Genomic DNA, 25,262 nt, shown 5'->3' with positions numbered 1-25,262 from the left:
GCCAACATGAAGGAGGACATCACATGAAACTTCTGCGTCATGGGCTGATCGGGGCCGAGAAACCGGGGCTGATGGACGATCAGGGCGTGATCCGCGACCTGTCCGGGCAGGTGGCAGATATCGGGGGCGCGGTGCTCTCGGATGACGGGCTGGCCGCGATCGGCTCGCTCGATGCGTCGGAGCTGCCCGTCGTGCCGGAAGGCACGCGTCTGGGCGCGCCGGTGGCCGGGATCGGCAAGATGATCTGCATCGGGTTGAACTATGCCGATCACGCCGCGGAATCCGGGGCGCAGGTGCCGCCCGAGCCGCTGATCTTCATGAAGGCCACCTCCGCGATCCAAGGCCCGAACGATCCGATCGTGCTGCCGCGCGGCTCCGAGCAGACCGACTGGGAGGTCGAGCTGGGCATCGTGATCGGCAAGCCCGCGAAATACGTCTCGGAAGAGGATGCGATGGATTACGTCGCGGGGTTCGTGCTCGCCAATGACGTCTCCGAGCGCAGCTATCAGAAGGATCGCGCGGGCCAGTGGACCAAGGGCAAGAGCTGCGACAGCTTCGGCCCGCTCGGCCCGTATCTGGTGACGCGCGACGCGGTGGCCGATCCGCAGAAGCTGGCGATGAAGCTGAGCGTGAATGGCGAGGTGATGCAGAACGGCTCGACCGAGACGATGGTCTTCGGCGTGAAGACGCTGGTCAGCTATCTGTCGCAGTTCATGACGCTGCATCCGGGCGACGTGATCTCGACCGGCACCCCTCCGGGCGTCGCGATGGGGATGGAGACCCCGCGCTTCCTGCGTCCGGGCGACGTGGTGGAGCTGGAGATCGAAGGTCTGGGCAAGCAGCGCGCCGAGGTCGTGGCCGACGCCTGAGGCATTTTCAAACATTAGGGCAGGGCGCGCGGGTCTCTCGCGCGCCCTTCCTTATGGGCGCTTACAGCCGGATCGGGTCGTCCTTGGCGATCCGGTCGAACTCCATCAGCGTCTGCACGAGCTTCGGCATCTGGTTCAGCGGGATCATGTTCGGCCCGTCCGAGGGCGCGGTGTCGGGCGCCTCATGGGTCTCGATGAATACCCCCGCGATACCCAGCGACACGGCGGCGCGCGCCATCACCGGCGCGAATTCGCGCTGACCGCCCGAGGAGCCGCCCTGACCGCCGGGCTGTTGCACCGAATGGGTCGCATCCATGATCACCGGGTAGCCGGTCTTCGCCATCTCGGGCAGGCCGCGCATGTCGGCGACCAGCGTGTTGTAGCCGAACGACGTGCCGCGCTCGGTCAGCAGGATATTCTCGTTGCTCGTCGAGGCGACCTTGTCGGCCACGTTCGGCATGTCCCACGGCGCGAGGAACTGGCCCTTCTTGATGTTCACGACGCAGCCGGTCTCGCCCGCGGCCAAGAGCAGATCGGTCTGGCGGCACAGGAAGGCCGGGATCTGGATCACGTCGACCACGGCGCCCGCGATCCGGGCCTGCTCGGCGTCGTGGATGTCGGTAAGCACCGGGCAGCCGATCTCGGCGCGCACCTCTTCGAGGATCTTCAGGCCCGCGTCGATGCCGAGGCCGCGCTTGCCCTTGAGGCTGGTGCGGTTTGCCTTGTCGTAGCTGGCCTTGAAGATGAACTGCGCACCGGCCTGATCGCAGGCGCGGGCCATTTCCTTCGCGATCATCATCGCATGGTCGCGGCTTTCCAGCTGGCAGGGCCCCGCGATCACCGTCAGCGGGCGGTCGTTCGAGACGGTCAGCCCGCCAATTTTCACGTCTTTCATATCTCTCTCCGCAGCCTCGTGACGGGCCGCTCAGGGGTCAGCTCGAGACCTGCTCGCGCAGGACCGAAGCTGTGAGCGACAGCATCAGATAGATGCCCGAGAAGATCAGGAAAGCCAACAGCGTGTTCTCGAAAGCGCGCGGATAGGTGGGCTCGTCCGGCGCGACGGGGCGCACGCCCATCTCCAGATAGCGCACCTGCTTGTTGGCCTCGATCCGGGCGGTTTCCATCTGCTGGGCGGCCGCCGACAGCAGCATCTGCCGGGTCTGCAGCTCGCCCTGGGCGATCTGCAGCTGGCCGGTGACGGCGGCGAGCGACTCGCCGCCGGTGGACTGCCGCGCGGTCGTCAGCTGGCCGCGCGTGGTGTCGAGAAGCGCCTGAATGCGCTTGATGTCGCCTTGCACGCCCGCAACCCGCGCCTGATTGGGCCGCGGATTGTCGAGCAGCTGCCCCAGTTCGAGACGCTTCTGCTGCAACTGGTTTTCCAGATTGGCGACCTGACCCATCACCATCGAATTCTCGCTGACGGGATCGAGCACGCCGACCTTTTCCTGCAGCTGCTGCACCTTGGATTGCGCCGCGAAGACCTTGGCCTCGGCATCCTCATAGCTTTCGCGCGCGCCCTTCATCTGGTCGTCGCGCAGCCGCGAGGTCAGCTGGTCCACCTGCGCCTCGGCATAGGAGATCAGCGACTCGGAGAATTTCTGCGATTTGACCGGATCGGGGGCGATCACTTCCATCTTCACGATGCCCTCGGAGGGGTCGTAGCCGATCTGGACCATCTTGGAATAGAGCCGGTAGGCTTGTTCGTCCGTCGCGTTTTCCGGCAGCCGCTGCAGCGGGTCGATGCTCTGATCCTCGAAGGTCTGCTTGAAGCCCTGATCGCGGTCGAGTCGCTGCATCGCGTCGCGCGATTGCAGATAGGACTGCACCGTGACCGAGTCCTGATTGGTGGCGAGCTGCGTGCCCGAGAACAGCGAGCCCAGCCCGGAATTGCCCATACCTTCGGCTTTCTGGATCACGAAGGCCGATTTCGTCGCATACATCGGCGTGGCCATCGCGAAGTAGTAATAGGCGGCCATCAGCGTCGGCAGTACCACGAAGAAACCCAGCCGCGCGGCCAGCAGCATCAGCTTGCGGCGGCGGCGTTTGGCGATGTCGCGCTGGATGCGCAGGATCTCGGCGGCGCGGCGGTCCGCGTTCATCACCTCGGTGGAGGGGACCTGACCCTGCTTGATCGTCTGCGGCAGGTTCACGCGGGTATCGGCGCCCGGCCCGTCGGTGCGCGCCAGCGCCCGTGAGGTCGCCTCCGCCTCGCCGGGTTTCACCAGCGCCACGATATTCGAGCGGTCGAACGGGTCGATCCCGCGGCGGCGCAGAAGCAGCACGGCCTCGAAATCGGAACTGGCCTGAACGCCGTGTTTCTGGGCCATGCGACGCGCGAGGCGCAACTGGCGGCCGGTCAGCCCCTCGGCGCGGATCGCGTCGATTTCTTCCTCGGGGGTGCGCTGGCCCGCATCGATCACATCTGCGCCGGACTGGCCTGCGGTCGGGAATTTCTGATCGCCGAACCCGTCATCCTGCGGCTCGAACAGGTTGGACGGATCGTCCGGCTGGCGCTGCGGCTTGCGCTGTCGTTGCGGCTGCGGCGCCTTCGCGGAGGGCGCGCTTTGCGCGGCGGAGGCCGCCGAGGCGTTCGAAGCGCGCGGCGTGGCGGGCTCGGAGGCGGCGTAGCCCGCGCCCGATTGCAGCGGCATGGCCCCCAGTTGCAGCGAGCCATCGCTCCCCGTGATTACCGGACCATCGCGGCGGATACGGAATTTCGGGGCCTTAGGACTGGTAGTCATACAACCGCTTCGCTTCTTCCAGAGTGTCGAACTGATAAAGTTGGCCGTCGCGCAGCACCGCCGCGCGATTGCAGAATTTCTCGATCGTGGCGGGCTGGTGCGAGACCACGACCACGGTGGAATCGCGCAGCCGGTCGCGCAGGATCGAGCCTGCCTTGCGGTTGAACTCCACATCGGTGGTCGAGGGCATCCCCTCGTCGATCAGGTAAATGTCGAATTCCAGCGCCAGAAGCAGGGAAAACGTGAACCGCGCGCGCATCCCCGAACTGTAAGTGCCCACGGGCTGGTCGAAATATTCCGCGATGCCGGTCAGCCAGCGCGAGAAGGCTTCGACGTAATCGGGGTCGAGCCCGTAGAGCCGCGCGATGAACCGGGCGTTTTCGCGCGCCGAGTGTTTCGAGACGACGCCGCCCATGAAGCCCAGCGGGAAGGACACGCGGCTGGAGCGGCGAATCTCGCCCTCGTCGGGCTTTTCCAGCCCCGCCATCATGTTGATGATCGTGGTCTTGCCGGTGCCGTTGGGCGCGAGAATGCCGAGGCTATGGCCCAATTCCACACGGAAGCTGGCGCCTTCGAGGATCACCTTGCGCTGCTTACCGGTCCAGAAGGATTTGGAGACGTTCTCGAATACGATCATAAGCTCTCGGTCCGGGTCTCCAATTATACGCGCCTCGCCACTAAATCACGGGGGGCGCAGGCTGAGAACCCACCTAACCTTGGATTTGGGCAGGATTATGTTCACTTGGAGGAGGGTTATGCAACGAGGAACACATTGACACCAGAGAGGAAACTATGACCCGCCCCGTGCAAGAGGATATCCGGGCCTGTCGCATCTGCGCGGCGCGGTTCCGTGCGACGGCCACGGGGCATTCTCCACGTCCTGTCGCGTGGTTCGGTGCGGGGGCGCGCATTCTGGTCGTGGGGCAGGCGCCGGGGCTGCGGGTGCATGAGACGGGCGTGCCGTTCAACGACCGCTCGGGGGACCGTCTGCGCGACTGGATGGGGGTGGACCGCGAGACCTTCTACGACACGTCGCGCATTGCGATCGCGCCGATGGCGTTCTGCTTTCCGGGCTATGACGCGAAGGGCTCGGACCTGCCGCCGCCTTTGATCTGCGCCGAGACATGGCGCGAGCGCGTCATGGCCGAGATCGGCCCGGTCGATCTGACGCTTCTGGTGGGCGGCGCCGCTCAGCGCTGGCATCTGGGCAGCCGCAACGTGACCCAGACCGTGATGGGGTGGCGAGACCACGCGCCGCGCCTCTTCCCCTTGCCTCATCCGTCCTGGCGCAATACGGGATGGCTGAAGAAAAACCCGTGGTTCGAGGCCGACCTGCTGCCGGTCCTGCGCGCGCGGGTGAAGGAGCTGACATGACCCCCTATGACCGCGCCCATGCCGCGATGGAATCTGAGCCCGACAATGAGGCCAAGCGCCTCGCCGTGTTCGACCGTCTCGCCGATGCCGAGCTTTTCCTGCTTCTCGAGGAAGAGCCCGAGGACGAAAACATCAAGCCGCAGGTGTTCTCCACCGAAGAGGGCGATTTCGTCCTCGTCTTCGACACCGAGGATCGTCTGGGCGAGTTCGCCGACGGCCCGCAGCCCTATGCGGCGCTGCCGGGCCGGGTGATCGCGCAGCATCTGGTGGGCGAGAATATCGGGCTGGGCGTCAATCTCGCGGTGGCGGACTCGGCGATGCTTCTGCCGCCCGAGGCGCTCGACTGGCTGACCGAGACGCTCGCGCATACGCCGTCCGAGGCGCAGGGCCGTCCGGTGGAATTCACCGCACCGGGCCTGTCGCCTGCGGTGATCGCGCTGCTGCTGCCCGCCTTCGAGGCGAAGCTGCATCAGCTGGCAGGCATCGCGCAGGCCGCGGTGCTGGGCGGCGTGACCTATGAGGACGGCCACCGGGGCCATGTGCTGGCTGTGATCGGCGCGCATGAGCATTTCCGCGCCGGGATCGCCAAGGCAATGGGCGAGGCGCTGACTTTCTCCGGGCTGGACGCGGGCGAACTGGACGTGACCTTCCTCGAGCCCGAGGAAAAGGCCGCGCAGCTTCTGCTGGACAAAGGGCTCGTGCTGCATGTGCCCGAGCCGGAAGCGGAAGAGGTGCAGGAGATCGTTCCCGGTTCGGCCCCCGGCATGGACCCGAGCAAGCCGCCGAAGCTGCGCTAAGGCGCGCCCGGCGGCACTCGTTTATCGGTCGGACGCCGGGGCTGGCTCGTCGGGCTCGCCCGTCACCTCGTTCTTCACCTGACCCCATGTGAGCAGCGTGAAGACCGCAGTGCCGCCCGCGACATTGCCCGCCAGCACCGGCAGGAAGAACCTGCTGAACGCTTCGGCAAGACTCATCTGGCCCGCCCAGACCAACAGCCCCGCCTCGACCGAGCCCGCGATGACGTGGGCCGAGCCCGAGGCGGCGAGCAGCCATGTCATCGCGAGGATCACGAGGAAAGAGCTGCCCTGCGCTGCGGGCATGATCCATACAACGGCGGCGATGATGATCCCCGCAGGCATCGCGCGGTAGAAGTTCTGCCCCATATCGCCATCGGTCGCGTGACGCGCCACCGCAAGCAGGCTGTCGGTCATCTCGTCGGGGATGACATGCGGGATGCTCAGGAAGCCCGAGGCGATCGCGCAGCCCAGCACGTTGGAGGCCAGCACGATCGCCCAGAGCCGCAGCATCTTCAGCAGACAGGTCAGCGAGCGATCCGCCACCACCGGCAGCACGGTCGTGATCGTGTTCTCGGTGAACAGCTGCATCCGCCCGAAGATCACCACCATGAACCCCGCCGAATAGCCAAGCGACTCGACCAGTATCCGCCAGTCCTCATCGGGCAGACGAGCATGCAGGCTCGCCTGCGCGATGACCGAGAGGCTGATGAGGATGCCCGCCGCGAGCCCCGACCACACGAGCGAGATCAGCGGGCGGTTCAGCTCCTCGTCGCCGTCATGGCGGATCACGGCATAGATCAGCCGCGCCGAGAGGCGCGACGCCTGCATCACCGAGCGCTTTTCGTGTCTTTCGCGCACGGCGTTGGAGGCTTTCGCGCCCTCGTCGTCGGACTGGCTTTGATCGTTACTCTGGGAGCCATGTGATTTCATAAATCCAGAACACCGCCAGGCGTTCTTTGTTCCCGAGCCGCGACCGCATCATCCCTGTTCGCTGGCGAACACCTTGTCGATCATCGCCTGCGTGCCGCGCGCGTCTTCAAGCGTCCACATATAGGGGGCGCCCTCGGTGACGTGGCGCACGAAAGCCTCCACCTGGATCACGTATTGATTGACGCCCGGATAGCGGATCACCTCGTCCGGTTTGCCCTTGCGGATCAGGGTGACTTCGGCCTGATCGAAGACATTCGCGTTGAACGGGCAGGTGACGCGGATCACACCTTCGGAGCCCTGGAATACCGCTTCCTGACGCGGGTGCAGCCGGGTCGAGGTCATCGCGCCATAGGTGAAACGGCCCTTGTCCGAGATCATCTCGCCGGTGACCTGCACGAACGTGTCGACATCGTTCTCGCGATGGATGACGGTGCGCAGCTCGCCCGGCTCGGCGCGCGCGGCGAAGCGCACGCAGGAATAGGCATAGACGCCGATATCGGGGATCGATCCGCCGCCCATCTCCGGCTTGTTGCGGATGTTGGTGGGGTCGGGGTTGTTGAAGGTGAAGGCCACATCGGCGTGACGCAGCTCGCCGATCGCGCCCGCATCGAGCCATGCGCGCACCTGCTGCCATTGCGGGTGATGCACGATCATATAGGCTTCGGTCGCGAATTTGCCGGCGGCGTCGCGCGCGTCTATCAGCCCGTCGATCTCCTCGGCCTTCATCGCGATCGGCTTTTCCGTCAGCACATGCTTGCCTGCCGCCAAAGCCTTCTTCGTCCATTCGACATGGAGCGTGTTGGGCAGCGGGATATAGACCACGTCGATCTCGGGGTCGGCGAGCAGCGCGTCATAGCTGTCATGGACCTTAAGATCGGGCGCGAAGGCCTTGAACGGATCGGCTTTTTCGGGGCTCGACGTCGCGAGCGCCGCCAGCCGCGCGCCCTCAGCCGCGTGGATCGCCCGGCCCATGTGCTCGCGCGCGAATTTCGCAGCTCCCAGAATGCCCCAGTTCAAAACGGTCATAGACTACCCTCCTTTTGGCGACGCGATGGTAGCGCAATCAGGATGAGGTGCAACGGGGGCGCGTTGACCGGGTGTCGTGCATCGCTAGGCTGGGTCGAAACGGAAGGGGGCGCCGGAGATGCGCGTGATCGGGATGCTTTTCAGCCTCGGGCTGACGCTCGCCTTCGGCTATGCTTATTACGCGCAATATTTCCGCTGGCGGGGCTGCTTCAACGAGATGGGGCGCTGCTTCGATCCGGAGGAGGGCGTGGTCTATCATGCGCAATCCGGCGTGGTCTGGCTGGCGCTCGCCTGCGCAGCCTTCGCCGCTTTCCTTTACCAATTGCGGCACATGACGCGGGCGCGGTGATAACGAGCGGCGCGGCGCAAAGAAAATCGCCGCCCCCGGACGGGAACGGCGACAAACAACAGCACTCGTTAACGTTCGCGCGTCAGCTGGGCACGTTCATACCTTTTTCCCGTGCCAATTCGGTCATGCGCTTTTGCAGCTTCTCGAAGGCGCGCACCTCGATCTGGCGGATACGCTCGCGCGAGACGTCATAGACGCCCGAAAGCTCCTCCAGCGTGACCGGGTCGTCGCGCAGGCGGCGCTGCATCAAGATGTCCTTCTCGCGATCGTTGAGGACGTCCATCGAGGCCATCAGCATTTCGCGGCGGGCTTCCATCTCTTCGGACTCGGCATAGGCCTCGGCCTGATCGGCATCCTCGTCTTCGAGCCAATCCTGCCACTGCGCGGCCCCGCCTTCGTCACCGGCGCCGATCTGCGCATTCAGCGACGCGTCCGAGCCCGACATCCGCCGGTTCATCGAGATCACTTCTTCCTCGGTCACGTTCAGATCGGTCGCGATCTGCTTGACGTTCTCGGGGCGCATATCGCCGTCTTCATAGGCACCGATCTTGGATTTCGCCTTGCGCAGGTTGAAGAACAGCTTCTTCTGCGCCGAGGTGGTGCCCAGTTTCACGAGGCTCCACGAGCGCAGGATGTATTCCTGAATCGCCGCGCGGATCCACCACATCGCATAGGTCGCGAGGCGGAACCCCTTCTCGGGATCGAAGCGCTTCACGGCCTGCATCAGACCGACATTGGCCTCCGAGATCACCTCGGCCTGCGGCAAGCCATAGCCGCGATAGCCCATCGCGATCTTCGCGGCGAGACGCAGGTGCGAGGTCACCAGCTGGTGCGCGGCCTCCGTGTCCTGGTGGTCGGCCCAGCTTTTGGCCAGCATATATTCCTGTTCCGGCTCCAGAAGCGGGAACTTCCGGATCTCCTGAAGATAGCGGTTCAGCCCCTGCTCAGGACTCGGGGCCGGAAGGTTCGTGTAGCTCGTCATCGTCTCCCATGTCTCCCTTTTGGCGGCTGCTCAATATGGGGATCGCCCCCCGTTCTTTCAAGAAACGCAGGGCAGTGGCGATTGGTTCACCGAAATCCGCCCTGACGCAGTCGCATAGAAAGATCAACGTATCGTAACGGGATTTCCGTCGCAGATGTGTAAAAAAACATCTGACGCCTCACAAGATCGGGGCGAGGACCGACATCAGATTGTTGATGATTTTCCAGTGCAAAGGCCATTCGGCGATGCGCTCCGGGTCGATCCGGCGGGCCTGCGCGATCCAGTGGCGCTGGCGTTCGCCGAGCGCGAGACCCAGTTCGTGATCCTCGATCAGCACGCAATTCTCGTAATTCAGCTCGAAGCTGCGGCGGTCGAGATTGGCCGAGCCGAGGATCGCCACGCGGCCATCAGCCAGCAGCGTCTTGGCGTGCAACAGGCCCGGCCCATGCTCCCAGATCTCGACGCCCGCCTCGGCCAACACCGGATAGAAGCTGCGCGCGGCATGGGCGACGAAGCGCGAGTCGTTGCGCCTCGGCACGATCACCTGCACCCGCACGCCCCGGCGTTTGGCGGCGCGCAGCGCCGAGGCGATCTCCTCGCCGGGCACGAAATAGGGGGTCGACAGCGTCAGCGTCTCGCGCGCGGCCCCGATCACGGCGAGAAAGACATCCGGCACCCCGCGCGTGTCCAGCATCGGCCCCGTGGCAAAGGCGACCGCCGTGCCCGGGCGCGCGGTCGGCGCGGCGGGGGTCGGGAGCACGAGATCCGAGATTTCCTCGTGGCTGTGGGTCACCCAGTCGGTTGCGAAGATATGCTGGTGTTGCGCGGCGAGCGGCCCCTCGATCCGCAGCATCACATCGGTCCAGGGCGCGAAGCGCGCCTTGATGCGGAATTCGGGGTCGGCGAGGTTGCGCGAGCCGGTATAGGCCACATGCCCGTCGATCACGGCGAGCTTGCGGTGATTGCGCAGATCGATCCGCATCGTCGCGAGCTTGAAAAGCGGCCAGCGGAAGGAAAAGGCGATCGCGGTCTTCACCCCGGCCTTTTTCATCGCCCGCCAGTGGCGCGACTTGATGAAGCCGCGCGCGCCAAGCCCGTCGACGAGGATGCGCACCTGCACCCCGCGTTCCGCCGCGCGGGTCAGCGCCTCGGCCATCGCGATGCCGGTCAGATCGCTCAGCCAGATATAGGTGATCAGGTGGACGCTCTGGGTGGCGGCGTCGATATCGGCGATCAGCGGCTCCAGCTGATCGGCGGGGTCGGGCAGGAAGGCGATCGCATCGCCGGTGCTGGGCGCATAGCCGTTGATGGCGGCGGCCCGCGCGAAAGCGGCGCGATATTCCGGCGTGACGGCCTCTAGGTCTTCAGGCTCGACCGGATCGGGGGCGGGCAGGGCGTCCACCGTCGCCTGCAGCTTGCGCGCGATGCGCTGGTTGAGCCGCGTCTCCCCGATCAGGATGTAGAGGATGACGCCCAGAAACGGCACCGACAGGATCAGCACAGTCCAGCTTGCGCGCACCGCAGGCGGTTTGTCGGGTCGGGTGAGCACCCGCAACAGCGCGAGCACCTGAGAGCCGAAGTGAATCAGCAGCGTCAGAAGCTCGGCCCACCAGACGTTCACGGGCCCGTGCCGCCGGTTGGGGGCGTGGAGGCCGCGCGCAATGCGTCGATCAGCGCGGTCATGTCCTCGGGCAGGGGCGCCTCGAAGGACAGTTCCTCTTCGGTGACCGGATGGATGAAGCCCAGCGTCGCCGCATGAAGCGCCTGACGCGGGAAGGCGCGCACGGCCTCTGCAGCCGCAGGCCCGACCGCTTTTTCCGAGATCTTGCGCTTGCCGCCATAGGTCTGATCGCCGATCAGCCCGTGGCCCGCATAAGCCATATGGACGCGAATCTGATGGGTGCGGCCGGTTTCCAGCCAGCAATCGATCAGCGCCGCCGTGCCGTTGAAATCCTCGATCGTGCGGGCGCGGGTGACGGCGTGACGCCCGCCATTGGCCACCACCGCCTGTTTCTGCCGGTCGGTTTTGTGGCGCGCGAGCTGGGTGACGATTTTCAGCACGCCGCCTTGCTCGAAGCTGACCCCGTTCAGCCCGCGCAGACGCGGATCGGAGGCCTGCGGCACGCCGTGGCAGAGCGCGCGGTAATGGCGATGCACCGTATGCGCCTCGAATTGCGCAGCCAACCCGCGATGCGCCCGGTCCGATTTCGCGACGACCAGCAGCCCCGAGGTGTCCTTGTCGATGCGGTGCACGATGCCGGGGCGCGCCTCGCCGCCGATACCTGAGAGATTGTCGCCGAAATGGTGCAGCAGCGCGTTCACGAGCGTGCCTTCGGGCGTGCCCGGCGCGGGGTGGGTGACCATGCCCGCGGGCTTGTTCACGACGATCAGGTCGTCGTCTTCCCACAGCACTTCGAGCGGAATGTCCTGCGCGACCGTCTCGACCTCTTTCGGAGGCTCCAGCGCGATCTGATAGACCTCGCCCTCGGCGACCTTGGTTTTCTGATCGGTCACGGCCACGCCCTCGCGGCTGACCGAGCCCTCCGCGATCAGTTTCGCCAGACGCGAGCGCGAGAGCGCCGCTTCCTCTGGCACAGCCGCCGCCAAGGCCTTATCAAGGCGGGGACCCATACCGGGTCCGATCTCGATGCTGAGGATTTCCTTATTCATGTCCGACCTGCCTGACGAAGAGCCTGCCACCACGCTGCCACCCGATCTTCGCTTTCTCAAGATACTGGTGACCACGCTCGCGGCTGTGATGATCGTCGGGCTTGTAGCGATCGTGGCGCTGCTTGTCATCCGCTTGCAACAACCCAATCCGCTGCCGCAGCTGCCCGCCGCGATCACGCTCCCCGAGGGCGCGCAGGCAGAGGCCGTGACCTTTGCGCGCAACTATACGGTCGTGGTGACCGATGGGGGCGAAGTGCTGGTCTATGACAAGGCCGGGCAGAAGGTCGGCGATTTGACGCTTGGGGCTGAGGGCGGAATGACCGATGGAAATTGATCTCGAAATCGAAGACCCCCGCTGGGAAACCGTTGGTCTGGAAGACCTGATGACCCGCGCAGCGACACTGGTGCTGGAGGATCGCGGGATCGAGGCGGAGCTGTGCCGCCTCTCGGTTCTCGCCTGCGATGATGCCCGCATCGCCGAGCTGAACGGCGAATATCGCGACAAGGCGAAACCGACCAATGTGCTCAGCTGGCCCGCCGAAGAGCGCGGCGCGGAAGACCCCGGCACCCATCCCGAGCCGCCCACGCCCGATGTCTTCGGCGAAATCGAGCTCGGCGACCTCGCGATCGCCTATGAAACCTGCGCCCGCGAGGCCGAAGAACAAGGCAAAACGATCTCCGATCACACGCTGCATTTGCTCATCCACGCGGTGCTGCATCTGCTGGGTTATGACCATATTCGCGACGAAGATGCGCAAGTAATGGAACAAATCGAAATCCGGCTTCTTGAAAGCGTAGGAATTCGTAACCCATATGTGTAAGACTAGGCGCATTCCGCGTCATCTTTCGGAAAGGAACAATGGGACAGGTCGCCGACGGAGTTACCTCCGCCAATGCCGGTAGTTCGGAGAATTCGGAACCCGGTCAGTCTTCGGAGCCCGCTTCGCGCGGGTTGCTCAGCCGCTTTTTCGGGCAACGCCCCATGGAAGAAGAGGCCCCACAGGTAGAAATGCCGCCGAAACCCGCGCCAGCGCCGCTGGGGCTGGGAAACCTGCGCAAGATGCGGGTGGGCGACGTCGCCATTCCCAAAGTCGAGATCGAGGCCGTTCCGGTCTCCATCAGCCGCGACGAGTTGGTGGAGAAGTTCCGCCAGCACGGCTATTCGCGACTGCCGGTCTTTAAGGAAACGCTCGATACGCCGCTGGGCCTCGTCCACCTGAAGGACTTGGCGCTGGAATACGGGTTCGGATCGGGTAATGGCCGGTTCTCCCTGCGCAAGCTGATCCGTCCGCTTCTCTACGTTCCGCCCTCGATGCCGATCGGTGTGCTTCTGCAGAAGATGCAGGTGCAGCGCACCCATATGGCGCTGGTGATCGACGAATATGGCGGGGTCGACGGCTTGCTCACGCTCGAGGATCTGATCGAACAGGTGATCGGCGAGATCGAGGACGAGCATGACGAGGCCGACGACGCCTATTGGCGCGAGGAAAAGCCCGGCCAATGGGTCGTGCTGGCCCGCGCGCCGGTCAACGAGTTCGAAGCGCAGATCGGGATGCGGCTCTCCGACGAGGAGGCCGATGACGAGATCGATTCGATGGGCGGTCTGGTCTTCATGCAGCTTGGCCGGGTGCCCGCCCGTGGCGAGGTCGTGGTGACCGAGAACGGCGTCGAATACGAGGTGGTCGATGCCGATCCGCGCCGGATCAAACGTCTGCGCGTGCGTCTGCCGGGAGTGGCGCCCGCCGAGTGAGCGGGCTATGACGCGCCCATGATCGCGACCCTCCGAGACGGCTTCCGTGCCCCCTTGCGCCCGCGCTGGCAGAGCTTGGCTCTGGCCGCGCTCTTCGGTGCGCTTTTCGCTCTGGGCCAAGCGCCGCTGGGTCTGTGGTGGATCGCGCTGCCCGCTTTGGCGGCCTCGATCTGGTTCGCCTCCGCCGAACGTTGGCGCGCCTCCGTGATCTGGATCGGCTTTGCCACCGGCTTCGGCTATGCGCTGGCCGCGATGTTCTGGATCGTCGAGCCTTTCATGGTCGAGGCCGATATCTATGGCTGGATGGCGCCGTTCGCGCTGGTCCTGATGGCCGCAGGCATGGGCGTCTTCTGGGCGATCGGCTATGGGCTCGGGGCCAATGCGGGGCAGGGGCCGCGCTCGCGCGCGCTGGGAATAGCGCTCGGCATGGCGGCCTCGGACGCACTGCGCTCCTACGTCTTCACCGGGTTTCCGTGGGTGCTGGTCGGCCATATCTGGATCGACTCGCCGGTCGCGCAGGCGGCGGCCTTTGTCGGGCCGCTGGGGCTCAGCCTGATCACCCTGCTGATCGCGGCGGCACCGGCGATGACGCGCGGGATGCGGATGCCCGCGGCGCTCGGGATCGTGGGCGCGGCGCTGGTCGTGCTGGTCGGGCTGTGGCTCGGCGGGGTGGCGCGGCTCAATGCGCCGGTGGCCCCGCGGCCCGAGCCAATCACCCTGCGGCTGGTGCAGCCAAATGCGCCGCAGGACCTGAAATGGCTGCCGCAATACCGGATGAAATTCTTCCAGCGGCTTCTGGACCTGACGAAAGCCGATCCCGCACCCGGCCAGCCCAAGCCGGACCTGATCGTCTGGCCGGAAACGGCGGTGCCGTTCCTGCTCGATCACCCGCAGGGCGGGCTCGAGATGTCGACCGAGGCGGCGGGAGGCATTCCGCTCGCGATGGGGGTGCAGCGCAGCCAGGGCAGCCGCTATTTCAACTCGCTGGCCGTCATCAGCCCCGATGATCAAATCGAGGCGCTTTACGACAAATCCCACCTCGTGCCCTTCGGCGAATACATGCCCTTCGGCGATACGTTGGCGAAGGTCGGGATCACCGCCTTCGCGGCGCAGGTCGGCAATGGCTATTCGGCGGGGCCGGGGGAGAAGCTGCTGAACTTGGGCAAGCTCGGCCATGTCGCGCCGCTCATTTGCTACGAGGCGATCTTCCCGCAGGACCTGCGCGGCTTTTCGCAGCGTCCCGACTGGATCTTGCAGGTCACCAATGACGCGTGGTTCGGCACGCTCAGCGGACCCTATCAGCATTTCGCACAGGCGCGGCTTCGCGCGATCGAGCAGGGCCTGCCGCTGGCGCGCGATGCCAATACCGGGGTCACCGCGATGATCGACGCGAAGGGGCGGATCACGGCGAGCCTCGGGCTGGACAAGATGGGCAAACTCGACGTGGAACTGCCGCCGAGCCTGCCGCCGACGCTCTATTCGAAGCTGGGTGACGCACCGTTCATCGCGCTGATTGTTGCAGCCTTAGCGCTTCTTTCAATCTTTGCGCGTATTTCGATTGACCCGACCGGCAGGCGCTCCTAGCTAGAAGGCCGAACCACCCCAACGGCTTCCTGACGGGGTGGGGATATCAACAACGGAGCACCCCTTCATGGCACGCGCGAATTACGTCTTCACCTCCGAATCCGTTTCGGAGGGGCATCCCGATAAGGTCTGTGACCGCATTTCGGATGCCGTTCTCGATACTTTCCTGGCTGCAGAGCCCAACGCGCGGGTGGCCTGCGAGACCTTCGCGACGACCAATCAGGTCGTGGTCGGCGGCGAGGTCGGTCTGGCCGACAAAACCAAGCTCGCCGAATATCTCGAAGGCATCGACAAGATCGTGCGCGAATGCGTCAAGGATATCGGCTACGAGCAGGACGAGTTTCACTGGGCGACGCTGAAAGTCGCGAATTTCCTGCATCCGCAATCGGCCCATATCTCTCAGGGCGTCGACAAGGACGGGGCCGGCGATCAGGGGATCATGTTCGGCTTCGCCTCCGACGAGACGCCCGAACTGATGCCCGCACCGATCCACTATTCGCACGCGATCCTGCGCCGTCTCGCCGAGGCGCGCAAATCGGGCGCCGAGCCCGAGCTGCGCCCCGATGCGAAATCCCAGCTGTCGGTGCGCTACGAGAATGGCCGCCCTGTCGGCGTCAGCCAGATCGTGCTCTCGACCCAGCACGCGCATGAGCATCAGACCTCGGATGACATCCGCGCGATCGTCGAGCCTTACATCCGCGAGACCCTGCCCGAGGGCTGGATCACGCCGGAAACCGAATGGTGGGTGAACCCGACCGGGACCTTCGTGATCGGCGGTCCGGATGGCGATGCGGGCCTCACCGGGCGCAAGATCATCGTGGACACCTATGGCGGCTCGGCCCCGCATGGCGGCGGCGCGTTCTCGGGTAAGGATCCGACCAAGGTGGACCGCTCGGCGGCCTATGCGGCGCGCTATCTGGCGAAGAACGTGGTCGCGGCAGGCATGGCGCGCAAATGCGTGATCCAGGTGTCCTACGCGATCGGCGTGGCGAAACCGCTGTCGATCTATGTCGACACGTTCGGCACCGGCGAAGTGCCTGACGAGGTGATCGAAAAGGCCGTGGGGCAGGTGATGGACCTGACGCCGAAAGGCATCCGCGACACGCTCGACCTGTGCAAGCCGATCTACGAGCGCACCGCGGCTTACGGCCATTTCGGCCGCGCCCCCGAGGCCGATGGCGGCTTCTCGTGGGAGAAGACCGATCTGGTCGAGGCGCTGAAGAAAGCGGTCTGAGGCGAGAGCTTCCGGAATTCGCGACGGGCAGGGGGCAACCTCTGCCCGTTTGCTTTTGCGTGAGGGGCGCGCCCGACCTCGGGTGGGCGCATAGGAAGGGGTGTGCTTGGCACTTTATGGGGCCGCATACCTCCGACGGAGGTGCGGGATGCGACGTAGCAATGCGCCCTCCCGGGGGGAGGTCGGGCGCGGCCCGGGGCTGGTCGCCCCGGGCGACGTCTGCCGGACCGCATTACGGCTAAGATGGCTCCAACGATCAGAACCTCCGCCCGCTGATCCACCTTGCGCCCTCCGACGGTCCGCGCCACTCTCCGCCGAAAACCGGAGGAGAGAGACCATGCCCGACGCCCTGCGCTATGCCGCGATCATGCTTGCTGCCGGGATCGGCATTCCGGTGCTCGCCGCACTCAACGCCCAGCTTGGCAGTCGCATCGGCTCGCCTGCGGTGGCGGCGGTGGTGCTGTTCTCCGTGGCGCTCTTGGGCGCGGTGCTGGCCGTCGCGGTCACGACAGGGCCCTCGGGCTTCGCGCGCATCCCCGATCAGCCGAAATACCTGTTTCTCGCAGGCGTGCTGATCGCCTTCTACGTGCTCTCGATCACCTTCATCGCGCCGCGCTTCGGGGTCGGCAATGCGGTGTTCTTCGTGCTGCTGGGACAGATGATTTCGGCCGCCGCGATCGACCAGTTCGGGCTCTTCGGGGCACTCGTGCGGCCCATCACCTTGATGCGCGGGGCGGGGATCGGCTTCATGTGTCTCGGGCTGTTCCTCATTCAGAAGGCTTGAACCTTTCGAGCGACGCGGCTAGAGGCCCCTCCCATGAGCGAGAATGACACCCCCGAACAACCCTGGCGCAACTTCTACGGTCGCCGCCACGGCAAGACGCTGAACAAGGCGCAGAAGGAATATCTGCGCGAGGACCTGCCGGGCCGTCTGCCCGGTCCCGTCGGTTGGGAGGAGAACCCCGACCGCGAGCCGCTCGACATGGAGACGCGGTTCAAGGGCAAGCCTGTCTGGCTCGAAGTGGGCTTCGGCGGGGGTGAGCATCTGGCGCATATGGCGCAGACCTATCCGGATGTGGAGTTCATCGGCTGCGAGCCTTTCGTGAATGGTGTCGCGATGCTGCTGGGCAAGCTGCGGCGCGAGAAGATCCCGAACGTCGCGGTCCATCCCGGCGATGCGCGCGACCTGATGGACGTGCTGCCCGCGGGCTCGATCTCGAAGGCGTTTCTCCTCTATCCCGATCCGTGGCCGAAATCGAAACACCACCGCAGGCGTTTCGTCACGCAGGAGCATCTCGAGCCGCTGCACCGCGCGCTCAAACCGGGATCGGAATTCCGCGTGGCGACCGACATTCCCGATTACGTCCGCCAGACCGTCGAAGAAGTCCCGCAAGCCGGATTCGAGCCTCTGTTCGAGGTGCCCCCCGCCTTCGATTTCGACGATCCGCAGCCGGTTTCGGGCGATTGGGATACGCCGTGGGAGGACTGGCTCTCGACGCGCTACGAGCAGAAAGCGCTGCGCGAAGGCCGCAAGCCGCATTACCTGACCTATCGGCGGATCTGAGCCCTTCCGCCTCCCGCCAGATCGCGCTAACAGGGGCGCGTTGAAATAAGGGAGGCACTATGTCCGGCCACGGCACTCCGATCAAGATGACTTCGCGCAAATGCGGGCCCCTCAAGGGCACGGCGGAGGTTCCCGGCGACAAGTCGATCAGCCACCGCGCGCTGATCCTTGGCGCGCTCTCGGTGGGCGAGACGAAGATCACCGGCCTGCTCGAAGGCGAAGACGTGCTCGACACGGCCAAGGCGATGCGCGCCTTCGGGGCCGAGGTCACGCAGCACGGTCCCGGCAGCTGGTCTGTGCATGGCGTGGGCGTGGGCGGCTTCGCCGAGCCCGAGGACGTGATCGATTGCGGCAATTCCGGCACCGGCGTGCGCCTGATCATGGGCGCGATGGCGACCTCGCCGATCGTTGCGACCTTTACCGGCGACGGCTCTTTGCGCAAACGCCCGATGGGTCGCGTCACCGATCCGATCCGGCTGTTCGGCGCGCAGGCTTTCGGGCGTCATGGCGGGCGTCTGCCGATGACCATTCTCGGCGCGCCGAGCCCCGCACCCGTGCGCTACGCGACGCCGATGGCCTCTGCGCAGGTGAAATCGGCTGTGCTGCTGGCGGGTCTGAACGCGCCGGGGCAGACCGTGGTGATCGAGAAGACCCCGACCCGCGATCATACCGAGCGGATGCTGCGCGGCTTCGGTGCCGAGATCACCACCGAAGAGACCGAGCAGGGCCATGTCATCACGCTGCAGGGTCAGCCGGAGCTCAAAGCCCAGGAGGTCGCCGTACCGCGCGACCCGTCGTCTGCCGCCTTCCCGGTATGCGCCGCGCTGATCGTGCCCGGCTCGGAGATCGTCGTGCCGGGCGTCAGCCAGAACCCCACCCGCAACGGGATTTTCATCACGCTGCGCGAGATGGGCGCCGATCTGACCTTCGAGAACGAACGCGAAGAGGGTGGCGAGCCGGTGGCCGATCTGCGCGTGCGCTATTCCAAGCTGCACGGGATCGACGTGCCCGCCGAGCGCGCCTCGGCCCAGATCGACGAATATCCCGTTCTCTCGGTCGTCGCGGCCTTTGCCGAAGGCACGACCCGGATGCCCGGCGTGCATGAGCTGCGCGTGAAGGAAAGCGACCGGATCGACGCGATGGCGCGTGGGCTGGAAGCCAATGGCATCAAGATCGAGGAAGACGAGGACACCCTGATCGTGCATGGCTGCGGCCCCGAGGGCGTGCCGGGCGGCGGCACCGCCGTGACCCATCTCGACCACCGGATCGCGATGAGCTTCATGGTGCTGGGCATGGCCGCGCAACAGCCTGTCTCGGTCGATGACGGCTCGCCCATTGCAACATCTTTCCCGATCTTCGAGGACCTGATGGCCGGGCTTGGCGCGGAGATCGCCCGGGCGGACCGGTGAGCCGGGCGCAGGTCGCCTTTGTCCTGCTCGCGGCCCTGACCGGGGCGGTCTATCTTGCGATGACGCTCGTTACCTTGCCGCATCTTCGGGATGCGGCGGGCGGTCTGGCGCCGTTCGATTTGCGTCCGGGTGGCTACAGTGCTGCGCAGGCCCGGGCGCTCCTCGATTCCTTAGACGCACCGGCGCGACAGTATTACCTCTCGGTTCAGCAGCGGCTCGATCTTGTCTTTCCGGCCCTGGAGGCGGTGACGCTGATTGTCGCGTTCCGTGCCCTTGCAAAGGGCTGGCTAGCCGTGGTGTTGTCGATCCTGGCTACTCTTGGTGCTGCGTTTGACTATCTCGAAAATCATGCCGTTGCCGCATTGTTGCGGTCCGGCACGGTCACGGATGACATGATCGCCTTTGCGAGCAGATGGACGCTTCTGAAGAGCGTTGCAGTCACTTTGAGCCTGACGGCCCTGACGCTATTGATCCTGCGGACAGTTTATTTGCGGATGAAACGATGAAGTTCACAGTCGCCATCGATGGCCCCGCCGCTGCGGGCAAAGGTACGATCAGTCGGGCCGTGGCCGAGCGCTTCGGGCTGGCGCATCTCGATACCGGTGCGCTCTATCGCGCGGTCGGCATGAAATCCGAGACCGAGGGGCTGGAGCCCATCGCGGCGGCCAAGGCGCTGTGTCCCGAGGATCTTGCGCGCGACGACCTGCGCACGATGGAAGCGGGGCAGGCGGCCTCGATCGTCGCCGCGATCCCCGAGGTGCGCGCGGCATTGGTGGCGTTTCAACGCGACTTCGCGGCGCGCGAGGGCGGTGCGGTGCTCGATGGGCGCGATATCGGCACGGTGATCTGCCCGCAGGCGGAGGTGAAGCTGTTCGTGACCGCCTCGCCGGAGGTGCGCGCGCATCGGCGCTGGCTGGAGCTGGGCGGCGATGAGGCCGACGTGCTGGAGCAGGTGCGCGAGCGCGACGCCCGCGACATGGGCCGCGCCGACAGTCCGCTGCGCCCGGCGGTGGATGCGCTGGTGATCGACACTTCTGACCTCAGCATCGAAGAGGCGGTCGCACGCGCCGCCGATCAGATCGAGGCCCGCCGCGCGGGCGATCTGGACTAGGGGGGGCGGGGATGCTGCGCTGGGTTCTCCTCTCGCTGGTTCTTGCAACGCAGGCCACGGCCGAGGGGCGCCCGCAGGGTCTGTTGTGGAGCGAGACAGACCTGCCTCGCACCATGCCGCTGCAGATCAAATCGGCCCCGGATCGCGATCTCTATATCGTGCTGCGCGATGCCAAGACCGGGCAGGACGTGATGGGCGCCTATGCGCAGGGCGGTGAATTCTTTCGCCTGCTGGTGCCGCCGGGACGGTTCGAAGTGCAGGTGGCGCTCGGGCCTGCGCAGGACTGGCAGGGCGGCGCTGCGCTGTTCGGCCCCGAGACGGAAAGGCTACGCCTCGACCCGCCGCTCGATTTCGGGGTCACGGGCTATGCGCGGAAGGGCGGTCATCTGATCGATCTGCGCGATCTCGGCGATATCGGCCAGAAAAGCCTTGGAATCTGTCAGCGCCTCGCGCTCGATTTCGACAGCGTGAACACCGCGCCGGAAGCGGTGCGCCCCGGCGTAAAGCCCCGTGACCCAATGGAAATACCGGAGTTCCCGGAGCCGAAATACCGCCGCGTCGACCGCATCTGCGATTGATGTAAAGGGACGCTTGAAATATATCTTCACGAAGTGGTGAACTTTTTTCCCAACTCTCGCGTTGGGTATTGGTGGATGTATTTCGAGGGTGGACCGATGCGCTTGTCCCTGATTCTGGCCTGCATGCTGTCATGCGTGTCCTTTGCGACCGCTCCGGCACGCGCCGACGGCCCGGCGGCGACGCCCGAACCGATCGCGGTGAAGGCTCACTCATCGATGCCGGTGCCGGGGGATTTGTCCTTCGATCTGGTGGAGGGCGAGACGGTCTCGCTCGCCGATTTCCGTGGCAAGGTCGTGCTCGTGGTCAACACCGCCTCGAAATGCGGCTTCGCCCCGCAATTCACCGAGCTGCAGCAGATGTCGGAGACTTACGGCCGCGAGGGGCTGGTGATCCTCACCGTGCCGTCGAACGATTTCCGGCAGGAACTCTCCAGTGCCGAGGAAGCCAAGCGCTATTGCGCGCTGACCTTCGGGGCCGAATTGCCGATGGCGCAGCTCGCCAAGGTGAAGGGGCCGCAGGCGCATCCGTTCTATCGCTGGATGCGCGAAACCGAGGGGTTCGAGCCGAGCTGGAACTTCAACAAGGTGCTACTGGGCCGCGACGGCTCGGTGATCGCGACCTATCCCGCCAGCGCCGAGCCCCTTTCGGCCTGGATGCTGGGCGACGTCAAAGCCGCTCTCGCCAGCGCGAGCCGAGGCTGAGCGAGAGGCCGCGCAGCCTGTCTATGACGCAATAAATGCTTGCGATACTGGCCGATCGCGCCTATATGGGCGCGGTCTGAGACAGGTTGGGACTCACCCGACCCGTATGCTATTGCAGCACAGACATTCCAACGAAAGACCGGCGGAGCCAACCGCAAGGCCAGAAAACCGAAGATGAAAAGGAAAATCTGAACGCATGTCGCAAAATGCAACCATGGACGAATTCGAAGCCCTTCTGAACGAGAGCCTCGAAATCGACACCCCGAACGAAGGTTCGGTTGTTAAAGGCAAGGTCATCGCCATCGAGGCGGGCCAGGCCATCATCGATGTCGGCTACAAAATGGAAGGCCGCGTCGAACTCAAAGAATTCGCCAACCCCGGCGAGGCTCCGCAGATCGAAGTCGGCGACGAAGTCGAAGTGTATCTCGACCGTGTCGAGAACGCTCGCGGCGAAGCCGTTATCTCGCGTGAGAAAGCCCGCCGCGAAGAGGCATGGGATCGTCTCGAAGCAGCTTACGCCAAAGAAGAGCGCGTCGAAGGCGCTATCTTCGGTCGCGTCAAAGGCGGCTTCACCGTCGATCTGGGCGGCGCTGTCGCGTTCCTGCCCGGCTCGCAAGTGGACGTGCGCCCGGTGCGCGACGCTGGCCCGCTCATGGGTCTCAAGCAGCCGTTCCAAATCCTCAAGATGGACCGTCGTCGTGGCAACATCGTTGTCTCGCGTCGTGCGATCCTCGAAGAGAGCCGCGCCGAACAGCGCGCCGAAGTCATCGCCAACCTCTCCGAGGGTCAGGTCGTCGATGGTGTGGTCAAGAACATCACCGAATACGGTGCGTTCGTTGATCTGGGCGGCGTCGACGGTCTGCTGCACGTCACCGACATGGCATGGCGCCGCGTGAACCACCCGTCCGAGATCCTGTCGATCGGCGAGACCGTCAAGGTCCAGGTCGTCAAGATCAACAAGGAAACCCACCGCATCTCGCTCGGCATGAAGCAGCTGCAGTCGGATCCGTGGGACTCGGTGGAATCGAAGTACGCTCTGGGTTCGGTGCACACCGGCCGCGTGACCAACATCACCGACTACGGCGCGTTCGTCGAGCTGGAGCCGGGTGTCGAAGGTCTCGTGCACGTGTCCGAGATGTCCTGGACCAAGAAGAACGTCCACCCCGGCAAGATCGTTTCGACGAGCCAGGAAGTCGACGTCATGGTCCTCGAGATCGACACCGCGAAGCGCCGCGTCTCGCTTGGCCTCAAGCAGACCATGCGCAACCCGTGGGAAGTCTTCGCAGAGACCCACCCGGTCGGCACCGTCATCGAAGGCGAAGTCAAGAACATCACCGAGTTCGGTCTGTTCGTTGGCCTCGAGAACGACATCGACGGCATGGTTCACCTCTCGGACCTCAGCTGGGAACAGCGTGGCGAGGATGCGATCCAGGACTACCGCAAAGGCGACATGGTCAAGGCCGCTGTCACCGAAGTGGACACCGACAAGGAGCGTATCTCGCTCTCGATCAAGGCGCTCGACGCCGACACGTTCTCCGATGCTGTTGACGGCGTGAAGCGTGGTTCGATCGTGACCGTGACCGTGACCGCGATCGAAGACGGTGGCGTCGAGGTGGAATACAACGGCATGAAGTCGTTCATCCGCCGTTCGGACCTCGCCCGCGATCGTGCCGACCAGCGCCCCGAGCGCTTCCAGGTTGGCGATCACGTCGATGTCCGCGTGACCAACGTCGACTCCAAGACCCGTAAGCTGGGTGTGTCGATCAAGGCGCGTGAGATCGCTGAAGAGAAAGAAGCCGTGGAACAGTACGGTTCGTCGGACTCGGGTGCGTCGCTGGGCGACATCCTGGGTGCCGCGCTCAAGGGCGACCAATAAGAGATCGAGCCGCTTGGCTCAACGAGAGGCCCCGCCGATTGGCGGGGCCTTTTTCGTTCCGCAAAGCCTTGGCGATCTGCAACGACGATTCGCTTAACGGGTGACGCGTGGGCGGGCGAAGCGCCGAATTTCTGCGTTTGCGAAGGCGGTTCCGTCGGCGGCAGACCGCTAGGGGCTCGATTTTACGTGGATTTTCCGGGTCTTTGCTGTTCCGCGTTGCAACGATTGGTCCTATAATTGCGAAATGACGCATGTGAGAGCCGGGGGGACACCCGGCCAAGCCCGTGGGGGGAGATAACAAGATGATCCGCTCTGAGTTGATCACCAAGATTGCCGAGGAGAATCCGCATCTCTACCAGCGGGATGTCGAAAAAATCGTAAATACGATCTTCGACGAGATCACCGAGGCGCTGGCCTCGGGCGACCGCGTCGAGCTTCGTGGGTTCGGGGCTTTTTCCGTCAAGAAGCGCGACGCGCGCACCGGTCGGAACCCGCGCACCGGCGAGGCGGTTGAGGTCGAGGAAAAACACGTACCCTTCTTCAAGACCGGTAAGCTGCTGCGCGACCGGCTGAACGGGAAAGAGGAATAAGAGCTAATGATTCGAGCGCTTCGGCTGCTGTTTCTCGGTCTGCTCGCCGTGGTCCTGATCGGGCTGGCGCTGGCCAATCGTCAAATCGTCACGCTGCGGGTGCTGCCGCTCGAGGCGGGCAGCTTCCTGGGCTGGGACTGGGCGATTCAGGTGCCGCTGTTCCTCGTGATCCTCGCGGGCGTCCTGCTGGGTCTTCTGATCGGCTTCGTCTGGGAATGGGCGCGCGAGTCGCGTCTGCGCCGCAATGCCCGCCAGTCGGACCGCAAGGCGCGCAAGCTCGAAGCAGAGGTTCAGACCCTGCGCCACGACAAGACCGGCCCGAAGGACGACGTGCTGGCGCTGCTCGAACAGCCCTCGCGCTGAGATGCCCACCGTCGCCATAGACCGCAACGCGCAGGGTCTCGCCCGCGTGAAGATCTGCGGGCTGCGCAAGGCCGAGGATATCGCCGCCGCCGTCGAGGCGGGCGCGCGCTATGTGGGCTTCGTCTTCTTCGCCAAATCCCCGCGCCATCTGGAGATCGCCGAGGCGCGCGCGCTGGCCCAGGAGGTCGAGCCGGGCATCGCCAAGGTCGGTCTAGTGGTGAACCCGAGCGATGAGCTGCTCACTGAGATCACCGACGCCGTGCCGCTCGACATGATCCAGCTTCACGGTTCGGAGACGCCTGAGCGCGTGACGGAAATCCGCGCCAAGTTCGGCCTGCCGGTGATGAAAGCCGTAGGCGTGGCCGATGCCGCCGATCTGCCGAAGATCGCGGCGTATGAGGCGGTGGCCGATCAGATCCTGCTCGACGCCAAACCGCCGAAAGAGGCGGAGCTTCCGGGCGGCAACGGGCTGTCCTTCGACTGGCGGCTGATCGCCGGGCGCACCTGGGAAAAGCCGTGGATGCTGGCCGGCGGGCTGACGCCGGAGAATGTGGCCGAGGCGATCCTGCTGACCGGCGCGCGGCAGGTCGATGTCTCCTCGGGCGTGGAAAGCGAGCCGGGCGTCAAAGACCCCGAGAAAATCCGCGCTTTCATCCAGACGGCCCGTCAGGGCGCAGCCTGAGCGGCGCCGGACCCCCCGCAGAGGCGAGTATTTTTGGCCAGATGCAGGGGCGGGGATTTATCTCGCCCCGCTTTGACGCTA

At 65.0% G+C, this 25,262-nt stretch carries 28 protein-coding genes and 1 riboswitch; of the genes, 20 read left to right on the top strand and 8 right to left on the bottom strand.

Translation table 11 applies throughout. The features are described from left to right. The first annotated feature begins 23 nt into the window (after positions 1 to 23). Positions 24 to 869, top strand: a complete 846-nt coding sequence (locus tag AXZ77_RS10615; protein WP_083077185.1) for a fumarylacetoacetate hydrolase family protein — start codon at positions 24 to 26, stop codon at positions 867 to 869. 61 nt (positions 870 to 930) lie between these two features. On the opposite strand, the gene kdsA is transcribed toward AXZ77_RS10615, so the two are convergent. From kdsA to AXZ77_RS10600, 3 genes are read right to left on the bottom strand one after another with little or no spacing between them, the layout of a single operon-like run. After that, positions 931 to 1,764 (bottom strand): 3-deoxy-8-phosphooctulonate synthase, encoded by an 834-nt coding sequence (gene kdsA / locus AXZ77_RS10610; protein ID WP_098411128.1) that lies wholly within the window; start codon positions 1,762 to 1,764, stop codon positions 931 to 933. Positions 1,765 to 1,801: 37 nt separating this feature from the next. Next, positions 1,802 to 3,610: a capsule biosynthesis protein gene (locus AXZ77_RS10605; RefSeq protein ID WP_098411127.1), complete on the bottom strand. Its 1,809-nt coding sequence runs from the start codon at positions 3,608 to 3,610 to the stop codon at positions 1,802 to 1,804. Further along, positions 3,594 to 4,247: an ABC transporter ATP-binding protein gene (locus AXZ77_RS10600; protein WP_098411126.1), complete on the bottom strand. Its 654-nt coding sequence runs from the start codon at positions 4,245 to 4,247 to the stop codon at positions 3,594 to 3,596. Before AXZ77_RS10600 ends, AXZ77_RS10605 begins: the two co-directional genes overlap by 17 nt. 155 nt (positions 4,248 to 4,402) lie before the next feature. Here AXZ77_RS10600 and AXZ77_RS10595 point away from each other — a divergent pair, with 155 nt between their 5' ends. Both AXZ77_RS10595 and AXZ77_RS10590 read left to right on the top strand, forming a co-directional pair. Beyond that, the gene (locus AXZ77_RS10595; protein ID WP_098411125.1) at positions 4,403 to 4,984 is read left to right on the top strand and encodes a uracil-DNA glycosylase family protein; all 582 of its coding nucleotides are present in this window, start codon (positions 4,403 to 4,405) and stop codon (positions 4,982 to 4,984) included. Further along, a complete protein-coding gene (locus AXZ77_RS10590; protein ID WP_098411124.1) occupies positions 4,981 to 5,781 on the top strand; it encodes an SseB family protein in 801 nt (266 codons plus the stop codon). The genes AXZ77_RS10595 and AXZ77_RS10590 overlap by 4 nt, the downstream gene beginning before the upstream one ends. A 21-nt stretch (positions 5,782 to 5,802) precedes the next feature. Here AXZ77_RS10590 and AXZ77_RS10585 read toward each other — a convergent pair whose 3' ends face one another. Beyond that, complete coding sequence (locus tag AXZ77_RS10585; RefSeq protein ID WP_098411123.1) at positions 5,803 to 6,711, bottom strand: formate/nitrite transporter family protein; 909 nt, start codon at positions 6,709 to 6,711, stop codon at positions 5,803 to 5,805. 48 nt (positions 6,712 to 6,759) lie between these two features. Then, the gene (locus AXZ77_RS10580; RefSeq protein ID WP_098411122.1) at positions 6,760 to 7,737 is read right to left on the bottom strand and encodes a Gfo/Idh/MocA family protein; all 978 of its coding nucleotides are present in this window, start codon (positions 7,735 to 7,737) and stop codon (positions 6,760 to 6,762) included. 124 nt (positions 7,738 to 7,861) lie between these two features. Here AXZ77_RS10580 and AXZ77_RS10575 point away from each other — a divergent pair, with 124 nt between their 5' ends. Continuing rightward, positions 7,862 to 8,086 (top strand): hypothetical protein, encoded by a 225-nt coding sequence (locus tag AXZ77_RS10575; RefSeq protein WP_141536253.1) that lies wholly within the window; start codon positions 7,862 to 7,864, stop codon positions 8,084 to 8,086. Between the two features lie 82 nt (positions 8,087 to 8,168). Here AXZ77_RS10575 and rpoH read toward each other — a convergent pair whose 3' ends face one another. From rpoH to AXZ77_RS10560, 3 genes are all read right to left on the bottom strand, one after another. Further along, positions 8,169 to 9,068, bottom strand: coding sequence for an RNA polymerase sigma factor RpoH (gene rpoH, locus AXZ77_RS10570; RefSeq protein WP_098411120.1), 900 nt, complete (start codon positions 9,066 to 9,068; stop codon positions 8,169 to 8,171). A 178-nt stretch (positions 9,069 to 9,246) separates the two neighbouring features. Beyond that, positions 9,247 to 10,689, bottom strand: coding sequence for a cardiolipin synthase (gene cls, locus AXZ77_RS10565; protein ID WP_176536012.1), 1,443 nt, complete (start codon positions 10,687 to 10,689; stop codon positions 9,247 to 9,249). Then, complete coding sequence (locus AXZ77_RS10560; protein WP_098411118.1) at positions 10,686 to 11,738, bottom strand: RluA family pseudouridine synthase; 1,053 nt, start codon at positions 11,736 to 11,738, stop codon at positions 10,686 to 10,688. The genes cls and AXZ77_RS10560 overlap by 4 nt, the downstream gene beginning before the upstream one ends. Between AXZ77_RS10560 and AXZ77_RS10555 the strand changes: the two genes are divergently transcribed. From AXZ77_RS10555 to AXZ77_RS10480, 16 genes are all read left to right on the top strand, one after another. Beyond that, complete coding sequence (locus AXZ77_RS10555; RefSeq protein ID WP_098411117.1) at positions 11,737 to 12,072, top strand: DUF6476 family protein; 336 nt, start codon at positions 11,737 to 11,739, stop codon at positions 12,070 to 12,072. The genes AXZ77_RS10560 and AXZ77_RS10555 overlap by 2 nt on opposite strands. Continuing rightward, positions 12,062 to 12,559 (top strand): rRNA maturation RNase YbeY, encoded by a 498-nt coding sequence (gene ybeY, locus AXZ77_RS10550; RefSeq protein ID WP_098411116.1) that lies wholly within the window; start codon positions 12,062 to 12,064, stop codon positions 12,557 to 12,559. The genes AXZ77_RS10555 and ybeY overlap by 11 nt, the downstream gene beginning before the upstream one ends. 188 nt (positions 12,560 to 12,747) lie before the next feature. Beyond that, positions 12,748 to 13,488, top strand: coding sequence for a hemolysin family protein (locus AXZ77_RS10545; protein WP_369679776.1), 741 nt, complete (start codon positions 12,748 to 12,750; stop codon positions 13,486 to 13,488). A gap of 18 nt (positions 13,489 to 13,506) precedes the next feature. After that, complete coding sequence (gene lnt / locus AXZ77_RS10540; protein WP_098411114.1) at positions 13,507 to 15,072, top strand: apolipoprotein N-acyltransferase; 1,566 nt, start codon at positions 13,507 to 13,509, stop codon at positions 15,070 to 15,072. Positions 15,073 to 15,082: 10 nt separating this feature from the next. Beyond that, positions 15,083 to 15,132, top strand: a riboswitch (SAM-SAH riboswitch). A 7-nt stretch (positions 15,133 to 15,139) separates the two neighbouring features. After that, entirely contained in the window at positions 15,140 to 16,306 is a 1,167-nt protein-coding gene (metK, locus tag AXZ77_RS10535) for a methionine adenosyltransferase (RefSeq protein WP_098411113.1), read from the top strand. Positions 16,307 to 16,643: 337 nt separating this feature from the next. Next, positions 16,644 to 17,090, top strand: a complete 447-nt coding sequence (locus AXZ77_RS10530; protein WP_078570975.1) for a DMT family transporter — start codon at positions 16,644 to 16,646, stop codon at positions 17,088 to 17,090. 33 nt (positions 17,091 to 17,123) lie between these two features. Next, positions 17,124 to 17,870 carry a tRNA (guanosine(46)-N(7))-methyltransferase TrmB gene (locus tag AXZ77_RS10525; RefSeq protein WP_098411112.1) on the top strand — a complete coding sequence of 249 codons (747 nt, stop codon included), beginning with the start codon at positions 17,124 to 17,126 and terminating at the stop codon, positions 17,868 to 17,870. 59 nt (positions 17,871 to 17,929) lie between these two features. Then, positions 17,930 to 19,279 (top strand): 3-phosphoshikimate 1-carboxyvinyltransferase, encoded by a 1,350-nt coding sequence (aroA, locus tag AXZ77_RS10520; RefSeq protein ID WP_098411111.1) that lies wholly within the window; start codon positions 17,930 to 17,932, stop codon positions 19,277 to 19,279. After that, positions 19,276 to 19,785, top strand: coding sequence for a hypothetical protein (locus AXZ77_RS10515; protein ID WP_098411110.1), 510 nt, complete (start codon positions 19,276 to 19,278; stop codon positions 19,783 to 19,785). Before aroA ends, AXZ77_RS10515 begins: the two co-directional genes overlap by 4 nt. Continuing rightward, on the top strand, positions 19,782 to 20,390 hold the full coding sequence (locus tag AXZ77_RS10510) for a d(CMP) kinase (RefSeq protein WP_098411109.1): 609 nt from the start codon (positions 19,782 to 19,784) through the stop codon (positions 20,388 to 20,390). Before AXZ77_RS10515 ends, AXZ77_RS10510 begins: the two co-directional genes overlap by 4 nt. 11 nt (positions 20,391 to 20,401) lie before the next feature. Continuing rightward, a complete protein-coding gene (locus AXZ77_RS10505) occupies positions 20,402 to 20,968 on the top strand; it encodes a hypothetical protein (protein WP_098411108.1) in 567 nt (188 codons plus the stop codon). Positions 20,969 to 21,064: 96 nt separating this feature from the next. Beyond that, the gene (locus tag AXZ77_RS10500) at positions 21,065 to 21,670 is read left to right on the top strand and encodes a glutathione peroxidase (protein ID WP_255266469.1); all 606 of its coding nucleotides are present in this window, start codon (positions 21,065 to 21,067) and stop codon (positions 21,668 to 21,670) included. A 196-nt stretch (positions 21,671 to 21,866) separates the two neighbouring features. Continuing rightward, positions 21,867 to 23,546 (top strand): 30S ribosomal protein S1, encoded by a 1,680-nt coding sequence (gene rpsA, locus AXZ77_RS10495; RefSeq protein WP_078540696.1) that lies wholly within the window; start codon positions 21,867 to 21,869, stop codon positions 23,544 to 23,546. Between the two features lie 302 nt (positions 23,547 to 23,848). Further along, positions 23,849 to 24,136: an integration host factor subunit beta gene (gene ihfB / locus AXZ77_RS10490; RefSeq protein ID WP_075774953.1), complete on the top strand. Its 288-nt coding sequence runs from the start codon at positions 23,849 to 23,851 to the stop codon at positions 24,134 to 24,136. A gap of 6 nt (positions 24,137 to 24,142) precedes the next feature. Continuing rightward, positions 24,143 to 24,499 (top strand): LapA family protein, encoded by a 357-nt coding sequence (locus tag AXZ77_RS10485; protein ID WP_255266468.1) that lies wholly within the window; start codon positions 24,143 to 24,145, stop codon positions 24,497 to 24,499. Position 24,500: 1 nt separating this feature from the next. After that, positions 24,501 to 25,181, top strand: coding sequence for a phosphoribosylanthranilate isomerase (locus AXZ77_RS10480; RefSeq protein WP_098411107.1), 681 nt, complete (start codon positions 24,501 to 24,503; stop codon positions 25,179 to 25,181). The last annotated feature ends 81 nt before the right edge of the window (positions 25,182 to 25,262 follow it).

The sequence above is a fragment of the Thioclava sp. ES.031 genome (assembly GCF_002563775.1).
GTDB lineage: Bacteria > Pseudomonadota > Alphaproteobacteria > Rhodobacterales > Rhodobacteraceae > Thioclava.
The sequence above is the reverse complement of the archived record's forward strand: the minus strand, read 5'-3'. Positions and strand labels throughout refer to the sequence as shown.